The organism is Pseudomonas sp. NFACC24-1 (assembly GCF_900115235.1).
GTDB classification, from domain to species: domain Bacteria; phylum Pseudomonadota; class Gammaproteobacteria; order Pseudomonadales; family Pseudomonadaceae; genus Aquipseudomonas; species Aquipseudomonas fluorescens_AA.
Genome location: NZ_FOVS01000004.1, coordinates 255,682 through 280,774, shown reverse-complemented (window position 1 = coordinate 280,774; position 25,093 = coordinate 255,682). Strand labels below are relative to the sequence as shown.

The following is a 25,093-nucleotide window of genomic DNA, read 5'->3' as shown; positions in this document are numbered from 1 at the left end:
AGGTTTTGCATGACAGTCAGTCCATTTGCGGGCAAGCCGGCACCGGCAGAGTTGTTGATCGATATCCCGCGACTGGTGACGGCCTACTACACCGGCCGACCCGATGCCTCGGTTGCGACCCAGCGCGTGGCTTTCGGCACCTCCGGTCACCGTGGCAGCTCCTTCGACCTGGGCTTTAACGAGTGGCACGTGTTGGCTATCAGCCAGGCAATCTGCCTGTACCGCGAAGCGCAAGGCATCAACGGGCCGTTGTTCGTCGGTATCGATACCCACGCGCTGTCGACCCCGGCGGGCGCCAGCGCACTGGAAGTCTTCGCGGCCAACGGTGTGACCGTCATGATCGCCGAGGGGGATGAATACACCCCGACGCCGGCGGTTTCCCACGCCATTCTCTGCTACAACCGTGGACGCACCTCGGGCCTGGCGGACGGTATCGTCATCACGCCGTCCCACAACCCACCGCAAAGTGGCGGCTACAAGTACAACCCCACCAACGGCGGCCCGGCCGATACCCATATCACCAAGTGGATCGAAGCCAAGGCCAACGAACTGCTGGCCAACCAGCTCGCCGGCGTCAAGCGAGTCAGCTACGAGCAGGCCCTGAAGGCCGATACCACCCACCGTCACGACTATGTCAACACTTACGTGGCGGACCTGATCAATGTCATCGATTTCGATGCCATCCGCACCGCCGGGTTGCACCTGGGCGTCGATCCGTTGGGCGGCGCGGGCGTGCGCTACTGGCCGGCCATTGCCGAGCATTACCGTCTGGACCTGGACGTGGTGAACACCCACGTGGATTCCACCTTCCGTTTCATGACCGTCGACTGGGATGGGCAGATCCGCATGGACCCATCTTCCAGCCACGCCATGCAAGGCTTGATTGGCCTGAAGGAGCGTTTCGACGTGGCCTTCGCCTGCGACCCGGACCATGACCGCCATGGCATCGTGACGCCGTCCGGCGGCCTGTTGGCGCCGAACAATTACCTGGCGGTGTCCATCGACTACTTGTTCCAGAATCGCCCGCAATGGCGTGCCGATGCGGGCGTGGGCAAGACAGTGGTCAGCAGCGGCCTGATCGATCGCGTCGCCAAGCGCCTGGGGCGCCGTCTCTATGAAGTGCCGGTGGGTTTCAAGTGGTTTGCCGACGGCCTGTTCGATGGCTCCCTGGGCTTTGGCGGTGAAGAAAGCGCCGGTGCTTCGTTCTTGCGCAAGGATGGCGGTGTCTGGAGTACCGACAAGGATGGCCTGATTCCGGCGTTGTTGGCGGCTGAAATGACGGCGCGCACCGGTCGCGACCCAAGCCAGGCCTACCGCGCCCTGACCGACGAACTGGGCGAACCGTTCTCGGTACGCGTCGATGCCAAGGCCAACCCGCAACAGAAGGCCCTGTTGAGCAAGCTGTCGCCGGATCAGGTGACGTCTACCGAACTGGCGGGGGAGAAGATCCAGAGCATCCTCAGCCATGCACCGGGCAATGACCAGGCCATCGGCGGCCTGAAGGTCATGACCGAAAACGGCTGGTTCGCGGCGCGTCCGTCCGGTACCGAGGATATCTACAAGATCTACGCCGAAAGCTTCATTGGCGATGCGCACCTCAAGCAACTGGTGGCTGAGGCGCAAACGTTGGTGGATGGGGCGATCACCAGCAAGTGATACCTGTGATGTGAGCTTGTGGCGAGGGAGCTTGCTCCCGCGCCACAAGAGCAGCAGTGCAGCGATGCTGGGTTAGGCGAGGTCCACGAGCACGATTTCGCTGTCTTCGATCGCGGTCACCCGCAACATCCGTTCATTTTCAATCGCAACACCGTCTCGAGCTTGTGCGCGCAACCCATTGATTTCTATCAATCCTGTGGCCGGCACAAGATAAGCTCGTCGTCCGGCGTCCAGCCGGTATTCCGCACTTTCACCCGCTTTGAGATTGGCCGCTACCAGTCGCGCGTCGGCGCGAATGCGCAGGCTCTGGTCGTCGTCGGCCTTGCCACTGGCCAAGGTCACGAAGCCTTCGCGCGAGTCCTTGGGAAACGGTTTGGCGCCCCACGACGGTGCCAGACCTTCTTCGTTGGGAATGATCCATATCTGGAAAATGCGCGTGGCCGTCGACTCCAGGTTGTACTCGCTGTGGGCGATTCCTGTGCCCGCGCTCATGACTTGTACGTCGCCAGCCTCCGTACGGCCCTTGTTGCCCAGGTTGTCCTGGTGGCTGATCGCGCCTTCGCGCACATAGGTGATGATTTCCATATCCCGGTGCGGGTGCTGGGGAAAACCGCTGCCGGGGGCGATGACATCGTCGTTCCAGACGCGCAGGTTGCCCCAGTGCATGCGTTGCGGGTCGTAATACTCGGCGAACGAAAAATGGTGGTGGGCATCCAGCCAGCCGTGGTTGGCGGCGCCCAACGTGGCGAAGGGCCTGAGTTCGAGCATGTTGGTGTCCTTTTCGCTGGGAGCGAAAGCAATGGTTGATGGCGCTATTCTCGCGAAGGAAATCATCGACAAAAAGCGTAAAAAACGCGTCAAACCTATCGGCTAACCAGATATGAAATCGTGAGCCAACTTTCACTTCATCGCCTAAACCCATGACTTAAAAGCTTTTGGGTGGAACCTGACAGCAAATACAGACACCATAGCCGTCATGGTTCATGAACACCGGAGTCCCCAGCGTGTCGCAACACACTCCCGATCTTCCCCCCGAGCTCCTGCCCCTGGCCCAAATGCCCTTGCTCAAGCGCCTGGCCGCCCGACTCTTCGGCCATGGCCTGACGCGTCTGCGCGCCCAGCACCGAGCGTCCTGGTTGCACGGCCAGGCCGACGGCTTCCGCAGTGGTCATACCGCCGGTTTCGACTATGGCTATAAGGAAGGCAGGGCCGAAGGGCTTGAGGAGGGCCGCCAGGTCCTGTTGATCCGTGATTCGCGCAGCACAGAGCATCCGGCACCGCAGGTGGATGATTTGCTGTTCGATGACTGGCGCCTGCCGCTGACCACCGAGTTGAAGAAACGTATCAAGGCCGACGTCGCCCGATTGCTGCCGGCCCATGCGCAACCGAGTGCCGCGCAATGGAAGATGATTTTCAGCGACACACCGTCTACCTCGGTGGTCGCCGGGGCGGGTGCGGGTAAGTCGACGACCCTGGTGCTGCGGATTGTGTTGCTGTCCCACTACCTGGGCTTCGAACTGGACTCAATGACCGTGGTGACGTTTACCCGGGAGTCGCGCAAGGACTTCATTCAGAAATTGATCGAAGTGTTTGCCCTGTGGGAGCGAACCGTCAGCCTCAAGCAAGCGCGTGATCTGGTGCGCACCTTTCATTCGCGTATCTTGCCCATGGTCCGCAGCCTGCCCGGGTTCGAGCGGCTCCAGGCCTTCGAGACCCTGAGTCATCGCGCCGAAGCGGACGACGACGCCCAAGGCAATCCCTTTGAATTGCGCATCAACGATGTCCAACGTCAGCAACTCAACGCCTGTTACTACAACCTTTACCAGCGGGATGCGCGTTTCCGTGAGCTGATCCAGCCGTTGTCCCGCCACGCCCTGCAACTCAAGGAACTGGAGCGCGATCACCCGGATGTGCAAAAACGGGTGGCCGTGACCGAACTGGCGGCCCAGCGCGACGAAGAATTGTGCGATGCCGTCGAAGACCTGTGGTTTCGCGCCGGTGCCTGGCCAATCAAGGGGATCGAGCCAAAGCGACACACATTCGAAATCAATGGTTCGACGTTCCACTGCCATGGCTACGCGCCCTCACTGGATGCCTGGGTGATGCTGGGTTTCGATCCGCGGGAAGACGCCCGGCTCAGTCGTCCGGGCGCCAAGTTGAGTATCCGTGCGGAGTGGGCGGTAAAGCGTACCTTGTTTCAAGCTTTCTGCCGTAAGCCACTGATATGGCTTGAAAGTTACGAGGCATCAAGACGTGTGGTGGCATCCATGGCCGGCGACGCCAGCGCCGGCCCCGGGTTCGACTATAAGGTCAAGGGCGAACTGGGTTCGGCGCCATTGTTGGACTGTTTTGTCGCGGCGGCGGGCTTTATCGAGAACCTTGGCCTGGACGTCCCCGACGCCGTGGGCCGGATGGCCTTTGCCCAGGATGACCCCGACCGGTATTTCTTCGAGGCGCTGAGCCGTTACTGGCGGGCATTCGAAGACCATTTGCTCGATCAATCGCCGCCGATCATGACCTATAACCGTATGTTCGCGCTGTTCAGCGAACACTCGCCGGAAAATTTCAAGTTGCTGGGTGATGCCTTGCTCAGGCCGCTATCGCACCTGATGATCGACGAGTTCCAGGACGTATCGCCGCAGATCGTCTCCTGGCTTCGCGCCAGTCTTCGGGAGGTTCGCAGCCGTGGTCCTGCGCTGCACGTGGGACGCGGTGCCCAGCGTTCTTCCTTGTTGTGTGTCGGGGACGACTGGCAATCGATCTATGGCTGGCGCGGCAGCTCGCCGAGCTACTTCATGGCATTCAACAAGCAATTCCCGTCACCGACGACAACTCGGGTGATGCTCACCGACAACTACCGCAGCCACCAACACATCATCGACGCGGCCGAGCACATCGTGCGTGCCGCTGCGGCTATCCCAGGCAAAAAAGCCAAGGCCAGTGGCGTGCCCCGATCGCTGAGCCCGGTCAATGTGCTGGATCGAGACGACGAAGGGCTGGCCCTGCGACTGGAGGAGCACTATCGCAAGGGTGACTCCATCTTGATGCTGTATCGAAAAAGTAGCGATAAGCTGTTGATGGAAAAGCATATTCAGTCAACAGTTAATGTCGATTCTAGCTTGCCGTACGACGCCCGGCGGCTCAGGCAAATGACCTACCACAGCGCCAAGGGGCTCCAGGCGGATGCGGTGTTCTTATTGGGCGACTGCCAGCACCTGAGCAGTTCACCCTACAAGAATCAGGTCTATCGCATGGCCGGGTTAGGTCAGGATGGAGACGCCGAACCCTACGACACGGCGCAAAAAGACGAAATCCTGCGCCTGGCGTATGTGGGCATCACTCGTGCCGTGCAGCATTGTTATTGGTATGTCGATGGGCAGGATGCACAGGCGGCCAATGCACCTAAGGCTTCGGATCGTATTGCAGCGGACAAGCCCTTTTTCGCTGACCACCGTCGTGCCCGCAAAGGATGAAGCTGTGGCAAAGGCGTATTGAGAAGCCATAGAAAAGCGGCGCCTTCCCTGGAGAGGAAGGCGCCGCTTTCAAATGATAAGCACTGTTCCCTGTCAGGAAGCGAACCGCCGCAACCCTACCGGTGGCACAAACGCTTCCAGCTCGGCCTCCACGGCCTCGATTATTCGTTCCACATCCGGCGCATTCATCACCGTCGCGCAGGGAATTCCGGCAATGGCGATCATCGTCTCGCCGCTGGCACGGTCAAACAACCGGGCAACCATACTGCCAGGCGCATCCATGCTCGCTTCGAATCCCATGGGATGGAAGTGCCAGCGCATCAACTGGCAAGCGTTGGGGAACGTAACCTTGCTGAAAGATCCTTTATTCATGTGTTGCCCGCCTTCTTCAATCGAGCGCTTCCTTTTGCTCATGTCAGGAAGGAAGAGCCATCATGGCTCTACCAGTGAGAACTAAAAATAGCACCTGAAAATGAAGCTCATGTGGATTTTTTCAGTCCGTTTTGCGATTGGTTCACTTTTTTTGATCTGGATCACGACTTAAGCGGCGCTGCTCAGAATGCCATCACGCTTGCCTGGGCGTGTCCTTGGCATCGCCTAACCGCTCTGGCACGCGGCATTTCAAGGCGATGAACACCGCCAGGGCCGCCATCGCCAGGGCGGCGGCGAAGGTGGTGTGCAGGCCGTTCGTGACGGCCTCGGGGCTGGCGTGGGTGATGCCATTCGTCGCCGCTGCGCTCGCAAACACTGCGCCGAGCACCGAGGCACCGGTGAAGAAACCCAGGTTGCGCGACAGGTTGAGCAGCCCGGCGATGACGCCTCGCCTTTGGGCGGCCACATCGACCATGACGGCCGTGTTGTTGGCGGTCTGGAAAAACGCGTAGCCCAGGGTCGTCACCACGATGGCGCTGATATAGCCGGCGCTGCCAAGGGCAGGGGGAACCAGTGACAGCATCAGGCAGCCGAGGGCCATGGTCGCCAGGCCGACGAGCCGCATGGGTTGCACACCGAACCGACCCGCCAGGCGTCCGGCAGGCACCCCGGCCAGTGCCGCGACGGTTGGCCCTGTCGCCAGCGCCAAGCCGACGAAGGTCGCTGGTAGCCCAAGGGTGATGGATAAGTAAAAAGGCCCGACCAGCAGCGTCGCCATCATGATCGTTGCAACCAGGGCGCTCGTCGCCAGGCCCGAGACCAATGACTTGTCGCGAAATACGGCCAAGGGAATCAGCGGCGACACGGCCCGGGACTGGACCCGAACGAACAGCGCGCCGCCCACCAGCGCGGCCAGTAGCAGCGCAATGTTCAACCCGCCAAAGCTCCCGCGCCCGGCGGTCATGGCCAAGGCATAGGCGGCGAGCGTCAACGCCAACAGCACCGTACCGGTGATATCGAAACGAATCGTTTCCGCCTTCGACGGCACTTGCCGCACCGGTAGCGAGTACCACGCCAGCCATAACGTCAGCAGGCCGAGGGGGATGTTGACCAGGAACAAGGCCTGCCAGCCGAACCCACTGATGAGCAGGCCGCCAAAGGACGGCCCAAGAGCCGTGCCCACCGCCGACAGCGTTGCCAGCAGCCCCATGGCGCTGGCGGTTTTTTCCTGGGCGACCGTTTCGCCGACCAAGGCCAGGGTCAACGTCATCATGATGGCAGCCCCCAGGCCTTGCAGCGCCCGGCCTGCAATCAGCGGCCAAAGCGAAGGGGCCAGGCCGCAAAGCAGCGAGGCCAAGGTGAACAAGGCGATGCCGGCCAACAGTAGTTTGCGACGGCCGATCAGGTCACCCAAGCGGCCGACGCTGACAATCAGCGTGGTCATGGCGAGCAGATAGGCCAGCACCACCCATTGGACCTGCTGGAAGGAGGTCTCGAGGGCCTGGGCCAGCGTCGGCAACGCCACGGCAGCCACACTGGCGCCCAGGGAGGCCAACAGCGTCGAGAGCGCAAGGCTGGCCAGGGCCCAACGCGGTGAAGAGAACCGGCTCGCAGGTGCGGTTGCCGGCTGGCTTGGTTGCGTGTTGATGGGGTTCATTGTCTCACCTGTCTGCGTGGCGCTCGAAACGGCGCTGTCAGAACGTTACAGCTGGGCATAACATGGCGGAAGGCGCAGCGTTTGCAGATTATAGCTGCACCAGACGCCATCTATTCAATTCAGGACTTCGCCATGTCTTCGCCTGATCTCAATCTACTCGTCACCCTCGATGTGCTGCTCTCGGAAGGCAGCGTGGTCCGTGCTGCCCGGCGGCTGCGGCTCAGCCCGTCGGCCATGAGCCGGGCACTGGCGCGGCTGCGGGAAACCACCGGTGACCCGCTGTTGGTTCGGGCCGGGCGAGGGCTGGTGCCGACACCCCGTGCGCTGGAGTTGCGTGAACAGGTCAGCCAGTTGGTGCAGCAGGCTCAGGCGGTACTGCGCCCGGTGACGACGCCGGATCTTGGGCGCTTGAGCCGTACCTTCACCCTGCGCACCCGCGAGGGATTTGTGGAAAACTTCGCCATCGATCTGATCGCCCGTATTCGCGAGCAAGCGCCGGGCGTGCGGTTGCGTTTCGTGGAAAAGACCGACCGGGACAGCACGGCGCTTCGCGAAGGCACCGTGGACCTGGAGACTGCCGTCGTAGACAAGGACACCAGCCCGGAGTTGCGAACCCAGGCGTTGTTCAGCGACCGCTTGATTGGTGTGGTGCGCACGGGCCACCCGCTGAGCAACGCGGCGGTGAGCGCCGCTGGCTATGCGGCGGGTGGGCATGTCGGAGTCTCGATGCGCGGGTTGGACCATGGCCTTATCGACCAGGCCCTGGCGGCGCTGAGCCTGTCCCGGGACATCGTGACCACCGTGCCGGGTTTCTCCTCGGCGCTGGGGTTGGTTCGCTCCAGCGACCTGATAGCCAGCGTGCCTGAGCGCTACACCACTAGCCTGCGGGTCGGTCTGTACAGTTTCGCGCTGCCGTTCCCGGTGCCTGGGTTCACGATCGCCATGCTCTGGCATCCGCGGATGGACGCTGACCCCGTACATCGCTGGCTTCGAGGCTGTTTGCGAGAAGTGTGCGCAAGTAAACCGTAGAGGTTTGGTAGATATTCATTAATAGCACTTCGCTGGCACTTAGTTGGTGGAAGTGCGACACCGTGGGCGAATGACTAGTTATCGCTATTTAATATTTAAATAGAGTTTTGTCCGACAATCTGCAACTCGGGCAGTTGAGTGCGCGCACTAGCGAGGCAGAAACCTATTGTTTATGGGCGTTAAAGGGCAGGGCGTGAAATTGAACAAAAAAATTGCTAGACGTTTGATTTCCAATTGTGTCAGGTTTCTTACGTCCTCATTGGGCGAGTGATAGGACGATCTCGCCAGAGATCGTCTGTCTGACTAAATTGTTCCATTTGCAAACAAGGAAGTGTGTTTATGTCGAAAGTCAAAAACAGCGCTATCGATTCTGCCGAACAACTGCTCTGGGCTCCGCAACTGGCGGCTCCCAGTAATGCGTTCAACCAGATCAATAGTTTCAGCCACCAATACGACCGCGGCGGTAACCTGACCGTCAACGGCAAGCCGTCGTACTCCGTCGACGAGGCGGCCACGCAGTTGCTGCGCGACGGCGCCGCTTACCAGGACCGGGACGGCAGCGGCAAGATCGAGCTGACCTATACCTTCCTGACGTCTGCTTCTTCCAGCACCATGAACAAACATGGGATCAGCGGCTTCAGCCAGTTCAGCGCCCAGCAGAAAGGCCAGGCCGCCCTGGCCATGCAATCCTGGGCGGACGTGGCCAATGTCACCTTCACCGAGAAAGCCAGCGGTGGCGACGGTCACATGACCTTCGGCAACTACAGCGGCGGCCAGGATGGCGCGGCGGCGTTCGCTTATCTGCCGGGGACCGGCGCCGGCTATGACGGGACGTCCTGGTACCTGATCAACAGCAGCTACACCCAGAACAAGAACCCGGACCTGAACAACTACGGCCGCCAGACCCTGACCCACGAAATCGGTCACACCCTCGGCCTGGCCCACCCGGGTGACTACAACGCCGGCGAAGGCAGCCCGACCTACGATGACGCCACCTATGGCCAGGACACCCGTGGCTACAGCATCATGAGCTACTGGAGCGAAAGCAATACCGACCAGAACTTCAGCAAGGGCGGCGTCGAAGCCTACGCTTCGGGTCCGCTGATGGATGACATCGCGGCGATCCAGAAGCTCTACGGTGCCAACACCTCGACCCGTACCGGCGACTCGACCTACGGTTTCAACTCCAACACCGGTCGCGATTTTCTCAGTGCCTCTTCGTCGTCGGACAAAGTGGTGTTTTCGGTATGGGACGCGGGCGGCCGCGATACCCTGGATTTCTCCGGGTTCACCCAGAACCAGAAGATCAACCTCAATGGCGCTTCGTTCTCTGACGTGGGTGGCATGGTGGGTAACGTGTCCATCGCCAAGGGCGCCGTCATCGAAAACGCCATCGGTGGCTCGGGCAGCGACCTGTTGATCGGCAACTCGGTGGCCAACGAACTCAAGGGCGGTGCCGGCAACGATATCCTGTGGGGCGCCGGTGGTGCGGACAAGCTCTGGGGCGGTTCGGGTTCGGACACCTTCGTGTTCGCCGCCAGTTCCGATTCGCGGCCGGGGGCAACCGATCAGATCCTCGATTTCGTCAGCGGCCTGGACAAGATCGACCTGACCGGCATCACCAAAGGCGCCGGCCTGCATTTCGTCAGCGCCTTCACCGGTGCGGCGGGCGATGCGGTGCTGTCGACGTCGGGTGGAAACAGCCTGCTGTCGGTGGACTTCTCCGGGCACGGCGTGGCTGACTTCCTGGTCAGCACCGTTGGCCAGGCGGCGGCCTCGGATATCGTGGCGTAAGGCTAAACCCCTGTAGGCGCAGCCTCGCTTCGCGCGACGCGCCTACAGGAACCGCGCCAGGATCAAGCGAATGCGTAGAAAATCGATGCCCTGTAGCGTTCAGGCAACCGTCGGGTTGCTCGCTACGCTGATGATGTTTTGTGGAGAAGTCGCCATGGCGCGCAGCCTGTTGTTAGCAGAACCCTCGCAGTTGGCCGGTCAATGGCTGGCTGTCTTGTCGAGCCCGCAGGACACCGCGCAAAGCCAGGCGATGCAGGACAAACCGTCCAACACGTGCATTGTCGAGCTCAAGGCAGACCAGACCCTGGGTGGGCAAACCGAGTGCCTGGGGCACTGGTTGGGGGATGAGCCGGTTCGTTGGTTTACCGAGCCAGACGGTCTTTCCCTGATCGGCAAGCAAGACTCCAGGACGCACCTGGGGTTGCGTCAGGAACATCATTATCAAATCACCTTGAAGTCCGGTTTGATACTTAGCCTTGAACGGAATAAGCCCCGGAGCGCTCATTAACGAGTTAGTACAGTTGCGCAATGATTGAAACACGCTTGTTCAAACAGGCGTGCGTGTCGGTGTGGACCGAATAAAGAATCAAAGATTGGTCAGTTGAACTAACGGCCAGTTCGCTGGCGACGCCAACAACAAGGAAGGTTCATGAACAAGGCAAGGAGCGCTGCCTCGGCGCCGCTGTTTAAAGCGTTGGGCGATTATAAAAGTATTCTGATCAGTGTCGGTTGTTTTACTGCGCTGATTAACGTCCTGATGCTCGCGCCTTCGATTTATATGCTGCAAGTGTACGACCGCGGGCTGTCATCACAGAACGAAACCACCCTGGTGATGTTGTCGCTGATGGTGGTGGGTTTCTTTGTGTTTATCGGGCTGCTGGAAATGGTACGCAGCTTCGTGGTCATCCGCATCGGCAGCCAGTTGGAAAGACGCTTCAACCTTCAGGTGTACCGGGCCGCGTTCGAGCGCAATCTGCGCCAGGGTGAAGGCAACGCCGGGCAATCCCTGGGCGACCTCACGCACATTCGCCAATTCCTCACCGGCCCGGCGCTGTTCGCGTTCTTCGACGCGCCATGGTTTCCCGTCTATCTGCTGGTGATCTACCTGTTCAACGTGTGGCTCGGCGTGTTTGCCTCCGTCGGCACGCTGTTGTTGATCGGCTTGGCATGCCTGAACGAGGCTATGACCAAAAAAGCCTTGGGGCAGGCCAGCGTCTACTCGCAACAGTCCAGCCAATTGGCCACCAGCCATTTGCACAACGCCGAAACGATCCAGGCCATGGGCATGCTCGCGGCGCTGCGCAGCCGCTGGTTTGCCGTGCACTCACGCTTTCTCGGCCTGCAAAACCAGGCCAGCGATACCGGCGCGGTGATCAGTTCCCTGAGCAAGACCCTGCGCCTGTGCCTGCAATCACTGGTGCTGGGCCTGGGCGCATTGCTGGTGATCAAGGGCGACATGACCGCCGGGATGATGATTGCCGGGTCGATCCTCATGGGACGGGTGTTGAGCCCCATCGACCAATTGATTGCCGTATGGAAGCAGTGGAGCGGCGCCAAGCTGGCTTACCGCCGTCTCGATGTGCTGTTGCAGGCGTTTGCGCCCCAGGACGACGGCATGACGCTGCCAGCGCCCAAAGGCCAAGTGAGCTTTGAGCACGTGAGTGCCGGCCCGCCGGGGCAACGCAACGCGACATTGCAGCAGGTCAGCTTCAGCCTGGCTGCCGGGGACGTGCTGGGCGTGCTGGGGGCGTCCGGTTCCGGCAAGTCCACCCTGGCCCGGGTCTTGGTGGGCGTGTGGCCGACCCTCGCCGGGACGGTGCGCCTCGACGGGGCTGACATTCATCGCTGGAATCGCGACCAACTCGGCCCCCACATCGGCTATCTGCCTCAGGACATCGAACTGTTCAGCGGCAGCATCGCCGAGAACATCGCCCGGTTTCGCGATGCCGATCCGCAGAAAGTCGTCGCCGCCGCGCAACAGGCCGGGGTTCATGAGCTGATTCTGCGCCTGCCCCAGGGCTATGACACCGTGCTGGGGGAGGACGGCGGTGGTTTGTCCGGCGGGCAGAAGCAACGGGTTGCGCTGGCCCGGGCGATGTACGACCGACCGAGCCTGGTGGTGCTCGACGAGCCCAACTCCAATCTCGACACGGTTGGCGAGGCCGCGCTTGCCGGTGCCATTGCGCAGATGAAGGCCCAGGGCACCAGCGTCGTGCTGGTCACCCATCGCTCCTCGGCGCTGGCCCAGGCCGACAAACTGCTGGTGCTCAACGAAGGCCGGCTACAGGCTTTCGGGCCTAGTCAGGAAGTGCTGCGGGCGCTGTCCGGCCAATCGGAGACACCACAGCGGGACCGTTCCCAGCCGACCCCCAACGGATTGAGCATGAGTCGCCAGTACCAAGCTGCCAGCAAACCGGGTGGCGCATGAGCAAGGAATGCCAGATGAACCTCGAACAGGCTCAAGACATTGAACGCCCGGAGCGCGACGCCCGTTTCTTCACCCGCATGGGCTGGATACTGGCGCTGGTGGGGGCCGGCAGTTTTTTCACCTGGGCCAGCCTGGCGCCGTTGGACCAAGGCATCCCCGTGCAAGGCACCGTGGTGGTTTCAGGCAAGCGCAAGGCGGTGCAATCGATGAGCAGCGGTGTGGTCAGCCGGATCCTGGTGCGCGAAGGCGAGGCGGTGAAGCAGGGCCAGCCGCTGTTTCGCCTGGACCAGACCCAGGCGGCCGCCGATGTGCAATCGCTGCAGGCCCAGTACCGGATGACCTGGGCCAGCCTGGCACGCTGGCAAAGCGAGCGGGACAACCTGTTGCAGGTGAGTTTCCCGGCTGAACTGAGTCGCGATCCCGATCCACGCCTGGCCCTGGTGCTCGAAGGCCAGCGGCAACTGTTCAGCAGTCGCCGCGAAGCCTTCGCCCGGGAGCAGGCTGCGTTACGCGCCAGCATCGAGGGCGCCACGGCGCAATTGGCCGGCATGCGTCGGGCCCGCGGCGACTTGACCGCCCAGGCCGAATCCCTGCGTCTGCAACTGGGCAACCTGCAGCCCTTGGCGGACAACGGCTACATCCCGCGCAACCGCCTGCTGGACTATCAGCGCCAGTTGTCGCAGGTGCAGCAGGAACTGGCGCAGAACAGCGGCGAAAGCGGGCGGGTGGAGCAAGGGATCGTCGAGTCGCGCCTGAAGTTGCAGCAGCACAACGAGGAATACCAGAAAGAAGTGCGCAGTCAGTTGGCCGACGCCCAGCTCAAGAGCGAAACCCTGCAACAGCAACTGAAATCCGCAGGGTTCGAGTTGCAACACAGCGAAATCCTCGCCACCGCCGACGGCATCGCCGTCAACCTGGGCGTGCACACCGAAGGCGCAGTGGTACGCCAGGGCGACACCTTGCTGGAGATCGTCCCCCAGGGCACGCGGCTGGAGGTGGAAGGGCACCTGCCGGTGCACCTGATCGACAAGGTCGGCCCGCATTTACCGGTGGACATCCTGTTTACCGCCTTCAACCAGAACCGCACGCCGCGGGTGCCGGGGGAAGTCAGCCTGATTTCCGCCGACCAGATGCTCGATGAGAAGACCGGCGCGCCTTATTACGTGCTGCGCAGCAGCGTCAGCGACGTGGCGATGGACAAGCTCAACGGTCTGGTGATCAAGCCCGGCATGCCGGCCGAAATGTTCGTACGTACCGGCGAGCGCTCGTTGCTCAACTACCTGTTCAAACCGCTGCTCGACCGAGCCGGCTCTGCGTTGACCGAAGAATAAGGATGTCTGGCGGTATGAAGCGTTTCTATTGGATGGCCGTGCTGGCCGTTTCCGTGTGCGGCAACGCCTGGGCCATGGGGCCCTTCGAGTTCTACGAGCAGGCCCTGCGCAATGACCCGGTCTACCTGGGCGCGATCAAGGAGCGCGATGCGGGCCTGGAGAACCGCGCCATCGGCCGTGCCGGGCTGTTGCCGCACTTGGGCTACAGCTACAACAAGGGCCGCAACCAATCCAAGGTCACCTACCTCAATGAACGTGGCGCCAGCCAGCATGACGATCGCAACTACAGCAGCTACGGCTCCAGCCTGACGTTGCAACAACCCTTGCTGGACTACGAAGCGTACGCGGCCTACCGAAAGGGCGTGGCCCAGGCATTGTTCGCCGACGAAAGTTTTCGGGACAAGAGCCAGGCGCTGTTGGTGCGGGTGCTGAGTCAGTACACCCAGGCGTTGTTCGCCCAGGATCAGATCGACATTGCCCAGGCCAAGAAAAAGGCGTTCGAGCAGCAATTCCAGCAAAACGAACAACTGTTTCGCCAGGGCGAAGGCACGCGTACCGATATCCTCGAGGCGCAGGCGCGCTATGAGCTGGCAATCGCCGAAGAAATCGAGGCGCGGGACGAGCAGGACGCCGCCTTGCGTGAGCTCGGCTCGCTGATAGGCGTCCCGGCCCTGGATATCGGCGACCTGGCGCCTTTGCACGACACCTTCCAGACCTTTGCCTTGCAGCCGGCCAGTTTCGACACCTGGCACGAACTGGCGGTGAGCAATAACCCCAGCCTGGCGTCCCAGCGCCAAGCGGTGGATGTGGCGCGCTTCGAGGTCGAACGCAACCGCGCCGGACACCTGCCCAAGGTCAGTGCCTACGCAACAATGCGCCAGAACGAATCGGAAAGTGGCAACACCTACAACCAGCGCTACGACACCAACACCATCGGCCTGGAAGTCAGCGTGCCGCTGTATGCCGGCGGCGGTGTCTCGGCGTCGACCCGCCAGGCCAGCCGCAACATGGAACAGGCCGAATACGAGCTGGAGGCCAAGACCCGCGAGACGCTGATCGAACTGCGCCGTCAGTTCAGCGCCTGTGTGTCGGGGATGAACAAACTGCGCGCCTACCAGAAAGCCCTCAGCTCCGCCGAAGCGCTGGTGGTATCGACCCGGCAAAGCATCCTCGGCGGCGAGCGGGTCAACCTCGACGCGCTCAATGCCGAGCAACAGCTCTACACCACTCGCCGCGACCTGGCCCAGGCCCGCTACGACTACCTCATGGCCTGGACCAAGCTGCATTACTACGCCGGCACCCTTGGCCCGCAGGACCTGGCGAAGGTGGATGAGGCGTTTGTGTCCCGGGTGCCCATTCAATGACCTGTGGCGAGGGGATTTATCCCCGCTGGGCTGCGGAGCGGCCCCACCCCAAACACCGTGTTCTTCCAGACAGACCTCGGGCCCTCAGGCGACTGCTTCGCAGTCGAGCGGGGATAAATCCCCTCGCCACAGAAGGGATTTACAACAATTGATAAAGCGCTACTAAGGATGGTTCGTGATGAAAGTCGATAACAAAAAACACCCCAGGCCGACAGGTCGCCTGTTCCTGCTCAAGGCCCTCAACCACGCCATGCTCTGCGCACTGGCGACCTTGGGCACGGCCCAGGCGGCGCCTTATGTAGAGGGCGGCAGGGCCGGTGACCCGGACAGCTGGCGCAGCAACGAATTCAACGCCGAATGGGGGTTGGGGGCGATCAACGCGCAGCAGGCCTACGCCGCCGGATACACCGGCAAGGGCGTCAAGCTGGGGATCTTCGACCAGCCGGTCTACGCGGCCCACCCGGAGTTCTCCGGCACCGGCAAAGTCGTGACCTTGGTCACCAGCGGCATTCGTGAATACACCGACCCCTACATCCCGGTGAAGGCGGGTGATCCGTTCCGCTACGACGGTTCACCCACCGTCGGCTCGGACGGTAAGCTGGGGTCCCATGGCACCCATGTCGGCGGGATCGCCGCCGGCAGTCGCGATGGCAGCCCGATGCACGGCGTGGCGTTCGATGCGCAGATCATCAGCGCTGACAATGGCGACCCGGGGCCCGAGGACGGCATCATCCGCGGCAACGATGGCGCGGTGTACAAGGCCGGCTGGGACGCGTTGATCGCCAGCGGCGCACGGATCATCAACAACAGCTGGGGCATTGGTATCACCGACCGTTTCGACCAGGGTGGCCGCGATCCGGCGTTCCCGCACTTCACCGTGCAGGATGCGCAACTGCAATTCGATCAGATCAAACCCCTGCTGGGCACCAAGCCCGGCGGCGCCTACGAGGGAGCCATCGCCGCGGCGCGCAGCGGGATCGTGACGATCTTCGCCGCGGGCAACGACTACAACCTCAATAATCCCGATGCCATTGCGGGCCTGGCGTATTTCGTCCCGGACATCGCGCCGAACTGGCTCACCGTGGCGGCGCTGCAGGTCAACCCGGACACCGCCAGCGCCGATCCGTACACCATCAGTACCTTCTCGTCGCGCTGCGGCTACACCGCCAGTTTCTGCGTGTCGGCACCGGGCACCCGGGTCTACAGCGCCGTGATCGGCGGCACCCGTGCCGACGACCTGACCGTGGGCTACGCCAACAAGAGCGGCACGTCCATGGCCGCGCCCCATGTCGCTGGCAGCGTGGCGGTGTTGATGGAGCGTTTCCCCTATATGACCGGCGACCAGGTCGCGAGCGTGTTGCGTACCACCGCCACCGACATGGGCGCGCCGGGCGTCGATTCGCTGTACGGCTGGGGCATGATCAACCTCGGCAAGGCCATCGACGGTCCGTCGATGCTGGTGACCGAACAGGACATTCCCGCGGAGTTTCGTATCGATGGCGCCTATGGTTCCGGTCAGTTCGTGGCGGACTTGCCGGGCATCGGCGCGATCATCGATCCTGGCAAACCCACGGAACGGGTGTGCAGCGGCGTCCAATGTGGCCTGGACGTTTGGCGCAACGACATTGCCGGTCACGGCGGGCTGACCAAGGAAGGCATCGGCACCCTGGTGCTCACCGGCGAAAACACCTACAGCGGGCCGACCCTGGTCAATCAAGGGCGACTGGCGATCAATGGCTCGCTGGCGTCGGCGGTTACCGTCAACGACGGCGGCATTCTCGGCGGCAACGGGCGCATCGCCAGCCTGACCGCCAGCCGCGGCGGCAGCGTGGCGCCGGGCAACTCCATCGGCACCTTGCAGGTGGCCGGCGACGTGACCTTTCAACCCGGTTCGAACTACGCAGTGGAAGTCTCGCCCACCTCCAGCGACCTGATCGTGGCGGGCGGCAAGGCATCCATCGACGGGGCGACGGTGTCGCTGTCCTTGGAAAACAGCCCGACGCTGCTGACGGCTGGCGAAGTGAAGAGCTTGCTGGGCAGGCAGTTTAATATCTTGCAGGCCGCTGGTGGCATTGATGGGCGTTTCGCTGAAGTCTTGCCCAACTACGCGTTTCTGGGGGGCGACCTGGCGTACAGCGCCAGCGGCATTCAACTGGTGGTCGAGCGTAACGATGCGTCATTTGCCAGCCTCGGCTTGACGCCCAACCAGCGTTCCGTGGCCACTGCCGCCGAGCAATTGGGCGCTGGCAACGGGTTGTACGAGGCCTTGCTGCTGGCACCCAGCGCCGCCGTGGCACAGCAGGCGTTCCAGCAGTTGTCCGGTGAAATCCATCCGGCCATCGGCACGCTGCTGATCAATGACAGCCGTCAATTGCGCGACGCCATGGCTGATCGCCTGCGCCAAGGCGCGCTCTACGACGCCGGGACGCCGACCGACGCCAGCAGCAATGCCTGGTTCAAAGTGCTGGGCGCTTGGGGCAAGAACGAGGGTGGGCACGATCAAGCCAGTGCCACCAGCTCCATCGGTGGATTGCTGGCCGGTGTCGATGGCCTGATCAGCGAACAGACACGCCTGGGCTTCGTCACCGGCTACAGTGACAGTTCGTTGAGCATGGGCGATGGCACCCATTCCTCGGCCAAGGCCGACAGCTATCACCTGGGTGTCTATGTTGGGCATCAGATCGACGCGCTGCGCCTGACCGCCGGCGGCGCCCACAGCTGGCATCGCATCGACGTCAAGCGTGACCTGCAATGGGGCGACGTCAGTGGCCGGGAGAAAACCAAGCGCGATGCCCGGACCACCCAGCTCTTCACCGAAGCGGCGTATCGCCTGGACGGGCAAGCGGTGGCCCTGGAACCGTTCGCCAACCTGGCCTATGTGCACCTGGACAGCGACAGCTTCCATGAGAAAGGCGACAACGCGGCCCTGCACGGTGGCGACGACCGCCGCGATGCCGTGCTCTCGACGCTGGGCCTGCGGGCCAGCCACACCCTGGCGCTGTCGGATCAACAGCAATTGCAGCTGTCCGGCTCCCTCGGCTGGCAGCACAACCTGAGCCATACCACGTCCGAACAGGACCTGGCCTTCGCCGGCAGCAGCAATACCTTCGCGGTGCAGAGCGTGTCCATGGACCGTAACGCCGCCGTGGTCGGCGCCCGCGCCGGGCTCGCGCTCGCCAAGGATGTGCGGGTCAACCTGGACTACAACGGCCTGATCGGCTCCCGGGACAAAACCCACGGCGTGGGCCTGACCCTGGATTGGCAGTTCTGACCAAGGAACTCAACACGCACTTCTGTGCGTTCAAGAGCTGCGCAGGAGCCATGTAGGAGCTGTCGAGTGCAACGAGGCTGCGATCTTTCCCTGGACACTTGAATCTCAAGCGAAAGATCAAAAGATCGCAGCCTTCGGCAGCTCCTACGGGCCGCAGGCCACCCGGTTCTAGCATTCCAACAACAAAAAGAGAGCAACAACCATGGGTATCTACGACTACAAGAACCTCGGCACCACCGAATCCAAGGTACTGGTCAGCGACGCAATGGCGATCATGCTGTACTCCTACCACAACCTCGACCACGGCTTTGCCGCCGGGTACCAGCACAACGGCTTCGGTGCCGGCCTGCCGGCGACCCTGGTCACCGCACTGCTGGGGGGCACCGATTCCCAAGGCGTGATTCCCGGCGTGCCGTGGAACCCGGATTCGGAAAAACTGGCCCTGGAGGCGGTGCAGAAGGCAGGTTGGACACCCATCAGCGCCACGCAACTGGGCTACGCCGGCAAGGTGGATGGCCGCGGGACGTTTTTTGGTGAAAAAGCCGGTTACACCACCGCGCAGGTCGAGATCCTCGGCAAGTACGACAGCGCGGGTCACCTGCAGGAAATCGGTGTGTCGTTTCGCGGCACCAGCGGCCCTCGGGAAAACCTGATTGGCGATTCCATTGGCGACGTGATCAACGACCTGATGGCCGCCCTGGGGCCCAAGGACTATGCAAAAAACTACGCTGGCGAAGCCTTTGGCAACCTGCTGGGGGACGTCGCCAAGTTTGCCCAGGCCCATGGCCTGACGGGTGCGGACGTGCTGGTCAGCGGTCACAGCCTGGGCGGGTTGGCGGTCAACAGCCTGGCGGACTTGAGCGCCGGCCAATGGTCGGGGTTCTACGCCGACGCCAACTACATCGCCTACGCTTCGCCGACCCAGAGCAGTACCGATAAGGTCTTGAACATCGGTTACGAGAACGATCCGGTGTTCCGCGCCCTGGACGGCTCGACGTTCAACCTCGCGTCGGTGGGCGTGCACGATGGGCAACAGGAGTCGGCCACCAACAACATCGTCAGCTTCAACGACCACTACGCTTCGGCGGCATGGAACGTCTTGCCGTTCTCCATCCTCAACATCCCCACCTGGATTTCCCACCTGCCCAGCGGCTACAGCGATGGCATGGGCCGGATCATGAACTCGGCGTTCTACGACCTCACCGAAAAAGACTCCACCATTATCGTCGCCAACCTCTCAGACCCCGCCCGGGCCAATACCTGGGTGCAGGACCTCAACCGAAACGCTGAAACCCATACCGGCAGCACGTTCATCATCGGCAGCGACAGCGACGATCTGATCCAGGGCGGCCAGGGCAACGACTACCTGGAAGGCCGCGCCGGCAACGACACCTTTCGCGATGGCGGTGGTTACAACGTGATACTGGGCGGGCAGGGCAGCAACAGCCTGCAACTGCAGCAGTCGGTGAAGGATTTCAGTTTCGCCCATGACGGGGCTGGGACCCTGTACCTGCGCGATGCCCATGGCGCGATCAGCATCACCCGCGACATCGGCACGCTGGTCAGTAAGGAGTCCGGGTTGTTCTGGGGGCTGCTCAAGGATGATGTGAGCCACGGCGTCACCGTCAATGGCTTGGTGGCGGGCGGCAACCTGACGGCGTATGCGTCTTCGGTCAAGGGCAGTGCGGCCAACGACACCCTTGTGGCGAGCGCGAAGGGTGACTGGCTGTTCGGCCAGGACGGCAACGATGTGCTGGTGGGCGGCGCGGGTAACGACACCTTCGTCGGTGGTGCGGGCAACGACCTGATGCAATCGGGCGGTGGCAACGACACCTTCCTGTTCAATGGTGCGTTCGGCCAGGACCGGATCAGCGGTTATGAGGCGGGGGACAAGCTGGTGTTCCTCGGCGTACCCGGCGCCGGGGCAGGTCATGACTACAGGGAGCACCTGTCACAAGTGGGCAATGACACGCTGCTCAAGGTCGGTGACAGTTCCGTGACCCTTGTGGGGGTTGGTATCGGTCAGGTCGGCGACGAAGGGATCGTGTTCGCCTGAGTTCGCTATCGCGAGCAAGCCCGCTCCCACAGGGGTTCACGGGTGTACGCAGGATTTGTGTTCACCACCGGACTTTGTGGGAGCGGGCTTGCTCGCGATGGCCGTCTGCCAGGCGAGTCACTGGAAATCAGTCTTCCTTGCGAATGGTCGCCACATCATCGGCGCGGACCCGGACTTTCCTGCCGGAAATATCTTCAAACTCGTAGAAGCCGTCGGCGGTGCGGGTGTTAGGGGTGTCCTTGGTCAAATACTGGGTACCGTTTTGCAAGGTCACTACCGTGGGCGACGCGCAGCCAGCCAGAGCCATAAATGCCACGGCGACCAGGGGTACGCCCAGAAACCTGATGTTCATAACCATAACCTCTCAATCAAAAGGACACGGAGCAACTGATTCGACCGCGCCATCACATTAGCTAACCGCCATTGGTCTCGCTTGCCGTAGGAAAGTTCATCGCTAGCTGAAGGATTTCACGTTAAATATAGGAGACCGTTCATCTTTTGCGGTTGCCTGAGTGGTTTACAGCTGTTATCTGTATGCATAACCAGTGTCTCCAACACCCTTGGCGTTTCTTCCCGTGGCAACCCGTTCTCTCGACGATCCGTATTACTACCTGAACAACTTCCAGCAAGTGCTCGTCTGGTTGAGCCAGCGTTATGCGGACGTGCTCAGCCACGAAGAGCAGCGCTTCATCGGCGATTTCGCAGCGCTGCCCCGTACCTCCCAAGGCTTGTTGGTGCGGATGGTGATGCGCAAGGGGCTGCGGTTTCGTCATAGCAAGCTGAGTTACCCGGAAATCGGCGACATTGGCGCCGCCGTCGCACCGCTATTGGCCCTGGGATGGGTCGAGGAACAGGCCCCCATCGGGCTCGTTGAACTATTCGACGTGCTGCTCAAGACGGAAATCCTTCTGTGCCTGGGTCAGCTGATCGAACAGCCCAAGGCGAAAAAGGCCGAATGGCTCCAGGCCCTGGATAATCATCCCAGCCCGCTCCAGCCTTTTCGTACCTGGTGTCCGCAGCTTGACGACCGCCTGTACAGCCTGACGATCATGGACCTGTGCGACAGGCTGCGCTTGATGTTCTTTGGCAACCTCTACCAGGATTGGTCGGAATTCGTCCTGGCGGACCTGGGCATCTTCACCTACGAAACCGTTGAGTTCAGCGCCGAGTCACGGGGCTTGCGCAGTCGCGGCGACGTCGATGCCTGTCTGTTCCTGCACGACTGCCAGCAGCGCTTCGAAGCCGGCGAGCCCCTGGAAGATATCGTCGCCCAGGTCAACGAACTGTCCCTGGATAATCCGTGGCTGGAGCGACGCCGGGGCAAGTTGTTGTTCCAGATCGGCCAGCACGGCGAGCGGATCGGCGATTTCGCCCTGGCCTTGTGCATCTATCGCGATTGCACCTACCCAGGCGCGCGGCTGCGGATGGTCCGGGTATTGGAGCGAATCGGCGAGTATGCCCTGGCCCTTGAACTGGGCGAGGCGGCGGCGCAGACACCACAGAGCGCTGCCGAAACCCAGGCCTTGCTTCGGATCGTGCCTCGCCTGCGGCGCAAGCTGGGCGGCCCGCCAGTGCCACGGGTCATGGCCCGGGAAGTGGAGCGCCTGGAACTGCATCTGCCGCGCGTCGATCCGGGCCTGTCGGTGGAATATCACGTCCAGGCCCACCTGCACGATGAAACCGCGCCGGTGCATTACGTCGAGAACAGCCTGATCAATTCACTGTTCGGCCTACTGTGCTGGCCAGCGATCTTCGCGCCGTTGCCGGGCGCGTTTTTCCACCCGTTCCAGCGCGGGCCGGTCGACCTGCTCAATGAGGATTTCCATGCCCGTCGCGCCGAGTTGTTCGCGGCCTGCCTGGCGGAGTTGGACGATGGTCGCTACCGGCAGACCATCGGGCGTCGTTACATTGAAAAGTGGGGCGTGCAATCGCCTTTCGTGTTCTGGGGCGCGTTGTCCGAGCCCTTGCTGGAACAGGCCCTCGATTGCTTGCCGGCCGAGCACCTCAAGCACTGGTTCCAGCGCCTGCTGCTGGATATCAAGGCCAATCGCGCCGGCATGCCGGACCTGATCCAGTTCTGGCCGCAACACAAGACTTACCGCATGATCGAAGTCAAAGGCCCCGGTGACCGCCTGCAAGACAACCAACTGCGTTGGCTGGAGTTCTGTCATGAGCACCAGATGCCCGTCGCCGTTTGTTATGTGCAATGGGCAGAGCCTGCCATCGCGAGCGAGCGCGCTCCCACAGAAGACGAACCACCCCAGATCATCTGTGGGAGCGAGCTCGCTCGCGATGGGCGCACATGAGCCCGACACCCGGCTACAGCATCGCCGTGCGGGCGCTGTGTGAGTTCACCGCCAAGGTGGGCGACCTTGACCTGCGCTTCACCCCCTCGCCAACGGCCCTGGAGGGCATCGCTGGCCATCGTACCGTCGCCTCGCGGCGCACCGAGGGCTATCAGGCTGAAGTGGCCCTCCAAGGTCACTGGCAAACATTGACGGTCAAAGGCCGGGCCGACGGCTACGACCCGGTCCGTCAGTGCCTTGAAGAGGTGAAGACCTATCGGGGCGACCTGAGCAAACAGCCGGCCAACCATCGCCAGTTGCATTGGGCCCAGGCGAAAATCTATGGCTGGCTGATGTGCCAAAAGCTGCAGTTGCCGCACATCGACGTGGCGCTGGTGTATTTCGACATCGTCAGCGAAAAGGAAACCTGCCTCACCCAACGCTTCGAGGCGGCCCAGTTGCAAACCTTCTTCGAAGCACAATGCGCGCTGTTCCTGGCCTGGGCCGAGCAGGAAATGGCCCATCGGCAGGCGCGTAACCTCGGCGCGCAGGCGCTGGCCTTCCCCCATGCGGGTTTCAGGCCCGGGCAACGGCACTTGGCCGAGTCGGTGTTCAAGGCAATCAGTACCGGCCGCTGCCTGATGGCCCAGGCGCCCACCGGCATCGGCAAGACCGTCGGCACCTTGTTCCCGATGCTCAAGGCGTTGGCGCCGCAGCAACTGGACAAGGTGTACTTTCTCACGGCGAAAACCCCGGGGCGCAAGCTGGCCCTGGATGCGGCGCGGGTGATTACCCACAGCGCGCCGTCGATGCCGTTGCGGGTGCTGGAAATGATCGCCCGGGACAAGGCCTGCGAACACCCGGACAACGCCTGCCATGGCGAATCCTGCCCGCTGGCCCGTGGCTTCTATGATCGCCTGCCGGGCGCCCGGGCAGCGGCGAGCCGGGTTTCGTTGCTTGATCAGGCGGCATTGCGCGACATTGCATTGACCCATGAGGTGTGCCCGTATTACCTCAGCCAGGAAATGGCCCGCTGGGCCGACGTGGTGGTGGCCGACTACAACTATTACTTCGACTTCAGCGCCTTGCTCTTTGGCCTGGCCCAGGCCAACGGCTGGACGGTCGCGACCCTGGTGGACGAGGCCCATAACCTGGTGGAGCGCGGACGGCAGATATACAGCGCGACCCTTGACCAGGCCACGTTGAGCAGCGTGCGCAAAACCGCTCCCGAACCGCTGAAGAAATCCCTTGAACGGGTCAATCGCCAATGGAATGCCTTGCATACGTCCCAGGTGGCGGCCTATCAGGCTTATGAAAAACTGCCGGAAAAGCTGCTCCAGGCCTTGGCCACCTGTACCACCGCCATCGGCGATTACCTCAACGATCACCCCCAGGGCCTGGACAGCGGCTTGCAGGCGTTCTACTTCGACGCCTTGCAGTTTGGCCGGGTGGCGGAAGCCTTCGACGAGCACTTCCTGTTCGACATCCACAAGCGCGAACTCGGCCGCCAGCGCAGCCTGTCGTCGCTGTGCCTGCGCAACGTGGTGCCGGCCGCGTTCCTGCGGCCCAGGCTGACGGCGGCCCGCAGCACCGTGCTGTTTTCGGCGACCCTGAGCCCTCGACATTACTACGCAGACTTGCTGGGAACGCCGGGCGATACGGTGTGGATCGATGTCGAATCGCCGTTCAAGGCCGAGCAGTTGGACGTACAGGTGGTCAGCCGCATCTCCACGCGCTTTGCCGATCGCCAGGCGTCCCTGGAACCGATTGTCACGTTGATGGCCCGCCAGTTCAGCGAGCGCCCGGGCAACTACCTGGCCTTTTTCAGCAGCTTCGATTACTTGCAGCAAGTGGCCGGGCTGTTTGCCGAGCGGCACCCCCAAATAGCCCTCTGGACGCAATCGCGGGGCATGGGCGAAGCCCCCCGGCAGGCGTTTCTCGAACGATTCATGGAACACAGCCAAGGCATTGGCTTTGCGGTGCTGGGTGGCGCGTTCGGCGAGGGCATCGACTTGCCGGGTTCACGCCTGATCGGTGCGTTCATCGCCACCTTGGGGCTGGCGCAGTTCAACCCGGTCAATGAGCAGATGAAGCAACGCATGGCGGCGATCTTCGGCGATGGCTATGACTACACTTACCTGTATCCCGGCTTGCAGAAGGTCGTACAGGCGGCAGGGCGCGTGATCCGCACCCAACAAGATCGCGGGGTGGTGATGCTGATCGATGATCGGTTCGGCGAGGCCAGGGTGCAGCACCTATTGCCGCGCTGGTGGTCAGTTACCCAAGAGGCCCACAAATCCCCTTGTGGGAGCGAGCTTGCTCGCGATGGCAGACTGTCAGCCAGCATTGATGCAAACTGATCCACCGCTATCGCGAG

General features: G+C 62.1%; 16 protein-coding genes. 12 read left to right on the top strand and 4 right to left on the bottom strand.

Going from position 1 to position 25,093, the window contains the following annotated elements; all coding sequences use genetic code 11:
• Window positions 1-9: 9 nt before the first annotated feature.
• Window positions 10-1,656, top strand: coding sequence for a phosphoglucomutase (alpha-D-glucose-1,6-bisphosphate-dependent) (gene pgm / locus BM317_RS06620; protein ID WP_092326467.1), 1,647 nt, complete (start codon window positions 10-12; stop codon window positions 1,654-1,656).
• A 72-nt stretch (window positions 1,657-1,728) separates the two neighbouring features.
• Here the strand turns inward: pgm and BM317_RS06615 are convergent, their stop codons facing one another.
• On the bottom strand, window positions 1,729-2,424 hold the full coding sequence (locus BM317_RS06615) for a pirin family protein (RefSeq protein ID WP_092164610.1): 696 nt from the start codon (window positions 2,422-2,424) through the stop codon (window positions 1,729-1,731).
• Between the two features lie 236 nt (window positions 2,425-2,660).
• Between BM317_RS06615 and BM317_RS06610 the strand changes: the two genes are divergently transcribed.
• A complete protein-coding gene (locus BM317_RS06610) occupies window positions 2,661-5,129 on the top strand; it encodes a UvrD-helicase domain-containing protein (RefSeq protein WP_092473594.1) in 2,469 nt (822 codons plus the stop codon).
• 93 nt (window positions 5,130-5,222) lie between these two features.
• On the opposite strand, the gene BM317_RS06605 is transcribed toward BM317_RS06610, so the two are convergent.
• Entirely contained in the window at window positions 5,223-5,501 is a 279-nt protein-coding gene (locus tag BM317_RS06605; protein WP_003201764.1) for a DUF1652 domain-containing protein, read from the bottom strand.
• A 193-nt stretch (window positions 5,502-5,694) separates the two neighbouring features.
• Entirely contained in the window at window positions 5,695-7,158 is a 1,464-nt protein-coding gene (locus tag BM317_RS06600; RefSeq protein WP_092164606.1) for an MFS transporter, read from the bottom strand.
• Between the two features lie 132 nt (window positions 7,159-7,290).
• On the opposite strand from BM317_RS06600, the gene BM317_RS06595 reads away from it, so the two are divergent.
• The 8 genes from BM317_RS06595 (at window position 7,291) to BM317_RS06560 (ending at window position 20,431) form a co-directional block, all read left to right on the top strand.
• Complete coding sequence (locus tag BM317_RS06595) at window positions 7,291-8,187, top strand: LysR family transcriptional regulator (protein ID WP_092164604.1); 897 nt, start codon at window positions 7,291-7,293, stop codon at window positions 8,185-8,187.
• A 339-nt stretch (window positions 8,188-8,526) separates the two neighbouring features.
• The gene (locus tag BM317_RS06590) at window positions 8,527-9,981 is read left to right on the top strand and encodes a serralysin family metalloprotease (protein ID WP_092473591.1); all 1,455 of its coding nucleotides are present in this window, start codon (window positions 8,527-8,529) and stop codon (window positions 9,979-9,981) included.
• An 85-nt stretch (window positions 9,982-10,066) separates the two neighbouring features.
• Entirely contained in the window at window positions 10,067-10,489 is a 423-nt protein-coding gene (locus tag BM317_RS06585) for an AprI/Inh family metalloprotease inhibitor (protein WP_092165017.1), read from the top strand.
• A gap of 141 nt (window positions 10,490-10,630) precedes the next feature.
• Complete coding sequence (locus tag BM317_RS06580) at window positions 10,631-12,409, top strand: type I secretion system permease/ATPase (RefSeq protein ID WP_092164592.1); 1,779 nt, start codon at window positions 10,631-10,633, stop codon at window positions 12,407-12,409.
• Window positions 12,406-13,740, top strand: a complete 1,335-nt coding sequence (locus tag BM317_RS06575) for an HlyD family type I secretion periplasmic adaptor subunit (protein ID WP_092164591.1) — start codon at window positions 12,406-12,408, stop codon at window positions 13,738-13,740. Before BM317_RS06580 ends, BM317_RS06575 begins: the two co-directional genes overlap by 4 nt.
• Window positions 13,741-13,754: 14 nt before the next feature.
• Window positions 13,755-15,104: a TolC family outer membrane protein gene (locus BM317_RS06570; protein WP_092164590.1), complete on the top strand. Its 1,350-nt coding sequence runs from the start codon at window positions 13,755-13,757 to the stop codon at window positions 15,102-15,104.
• 178 nt (window positions 15,105-15,282) lie between these two features.
• On the top strand, window positions 15,283-18,375 hold the full coding sequence (locus tag BM317_RS06565; protein ID WP_092164589.1) for an autotransporter serine protease: 3,093 nt from the start codon (window positions 15,283-15,285) through the stop codon (window positions 18,373-18,375).
• A gap of 202 nt (window positions 18,376-18,577) precedes the next feature.
• Entirely contained in the window at window positions 18,578-20,431 is a 1,854-nt protein-coding gene (locus BM317_RS06560; RefSeq protein ID WP_092473588.1) for a polyurethane esterase, read from the top strand.
• Between the two features lie 127 nt (window positions 20,432-20,558).
• Here BM317_RS06560 and BM317_RS06555 read toward each other — a convergent pair whose 3' ends face one another.
• On the bottom strand, window positions 20,559-20,783 hold the full coding sequence (locus BM317_RS06555) for a YgdI/YgdR family lipoprotein (protein ID WP_060743223.1): 225 nt from the start codon (window positions 20,781-20,783) through the stop codon (window positions 20,559-20,561).
• Between the two features lie 223 nt (window positions 20,784-21,006).
• On the opposite strand from BM317_RS06555, the gene BM317_RS06550 reads away from it, so the two are divergent.
• The gene (locus BM317_RS06550) at window positions 21,007-22,737 is read left to right on the top strand and encodes a VRR-NUC domain-containing protein (protein ID WP_092164587.1); all 1,731 of its coding nucleotides are present in this window, start codon (window positions 21,007-21,009) and stop codon (window positions 22,735-22,737) included.
• Window positions 22,734-25,076, top strand: a complete 2,343-nt coding sequence (locus BM317_RS06545) for an ATP-dependent DNA helicase (protein WP_092473586.1) — start codon at window positions 22,734-22,736, stop codon at window positions 25,074-25,076. Before BM317_RS06550 ends, BM317_RS06545 begins: the two co-directional genes overlap by 4 nt.
• Window positions 25,077-25,093 lie beyond the last annotated feature (17 nt).

Bases quoted from the DNA above. Each gene is read 5' to 3' on its own strand.
- pgm (WP_092326467.1), top strand. From the start codon at position 10: ATGACAGTCAGTCCATTTGCGGGCAAGCCGGCACCGGCAGAGTTGTTG.
- BM317_RS06615 (WP_092164610.1), bottom strand. From the start codon at position 2,424: ATGCTCGAACTCAGGCCCTTCGCCACGTTGGGCGCCGCCAACCACGGC.
- BM317_RS06605 (WP_003201764.1), bottom strand. From the start codon at position 5,501: ATGAATAAAGGATCTTTCAGCAAGGTTACGTTCCCCAACGCTTGCCAG.
- BM317_RS06600 (WP_092164606.1), bottom strand. From the start codon at position 7,158: ATGAACCCCATCAACACGCAACCAAGCCAGCCGGCAACCGCACCTGCG.
- BM317_RS06595 (WP_092164604.1), top strand. From the start codon at position 7,291: ATGTCTTCGCCTGATCTCAATCTACTCGTCACCCTCGATGTGCTGCTC.
- BM317_RS06590 (WP_092473591.1), top strand. From the start codon at position 8,527: ATGTCGAAAGTCAAAAACAGCGCTATCGATTCTGCCGAACAACTGCTC.
- BM317_RS06585 (WP_092165017.1), top strand. From the start codon at position 10,067: ATGCCCTGTAGCGTTCAGGCAACCGTCGGGTTGCTCGCTACGCTGATG.
- BM317_RS06580 (WP_092164592.1), top strand. From the start codon at position 10,631: ATGAACAAGGCAAGGAGCGCTGCCTCGGCGCCGCTGTTTAAAGCGTTG.
- BM317_RS06575 (WP_092164591.1), top strand. From the start codon at position 12,406: ATGAGCAAGGAATGCCAGATGAACCTCGAACAGGCTCAAGACATTGAA.
- BM317_RS06570 (WP_092164590.1), top strand. From the start codon at position 13,755: ATGAAGCGTTTCTATTGGATGGCCGTGCTGGCCGTTTCCGTGTGCGGC.
- BM317_RS06565 (WP_092164589.1), top strand. From the start codon at position 15,283: ATGAAAGTCGATAACAAAAAACACCCCAGGCCGACAGGTCGCCTGTTC.
- BM317_RS06560 (WP_092473588.1), top strand. From the start codon at position 18,578: ATGGGTATCTACGACTACAAGAACCTCGGCACCACCGAATCCAAGGTA.
- BM317_RS06555 (WP_060743223.1), bottom strand. From the start codon at position 20,783: ATGAACATCAGGTTTCTGGGCGTACCCCTGGTCGCCGTGGCATTTATG.
- BM317_RS06545 (WP_092473586.1), top strand. From the start codon at position 22,734: ATGAGCCCGACACCCGGCTACAGCATCGCCGTGCGGGCGCTGTGTGAG.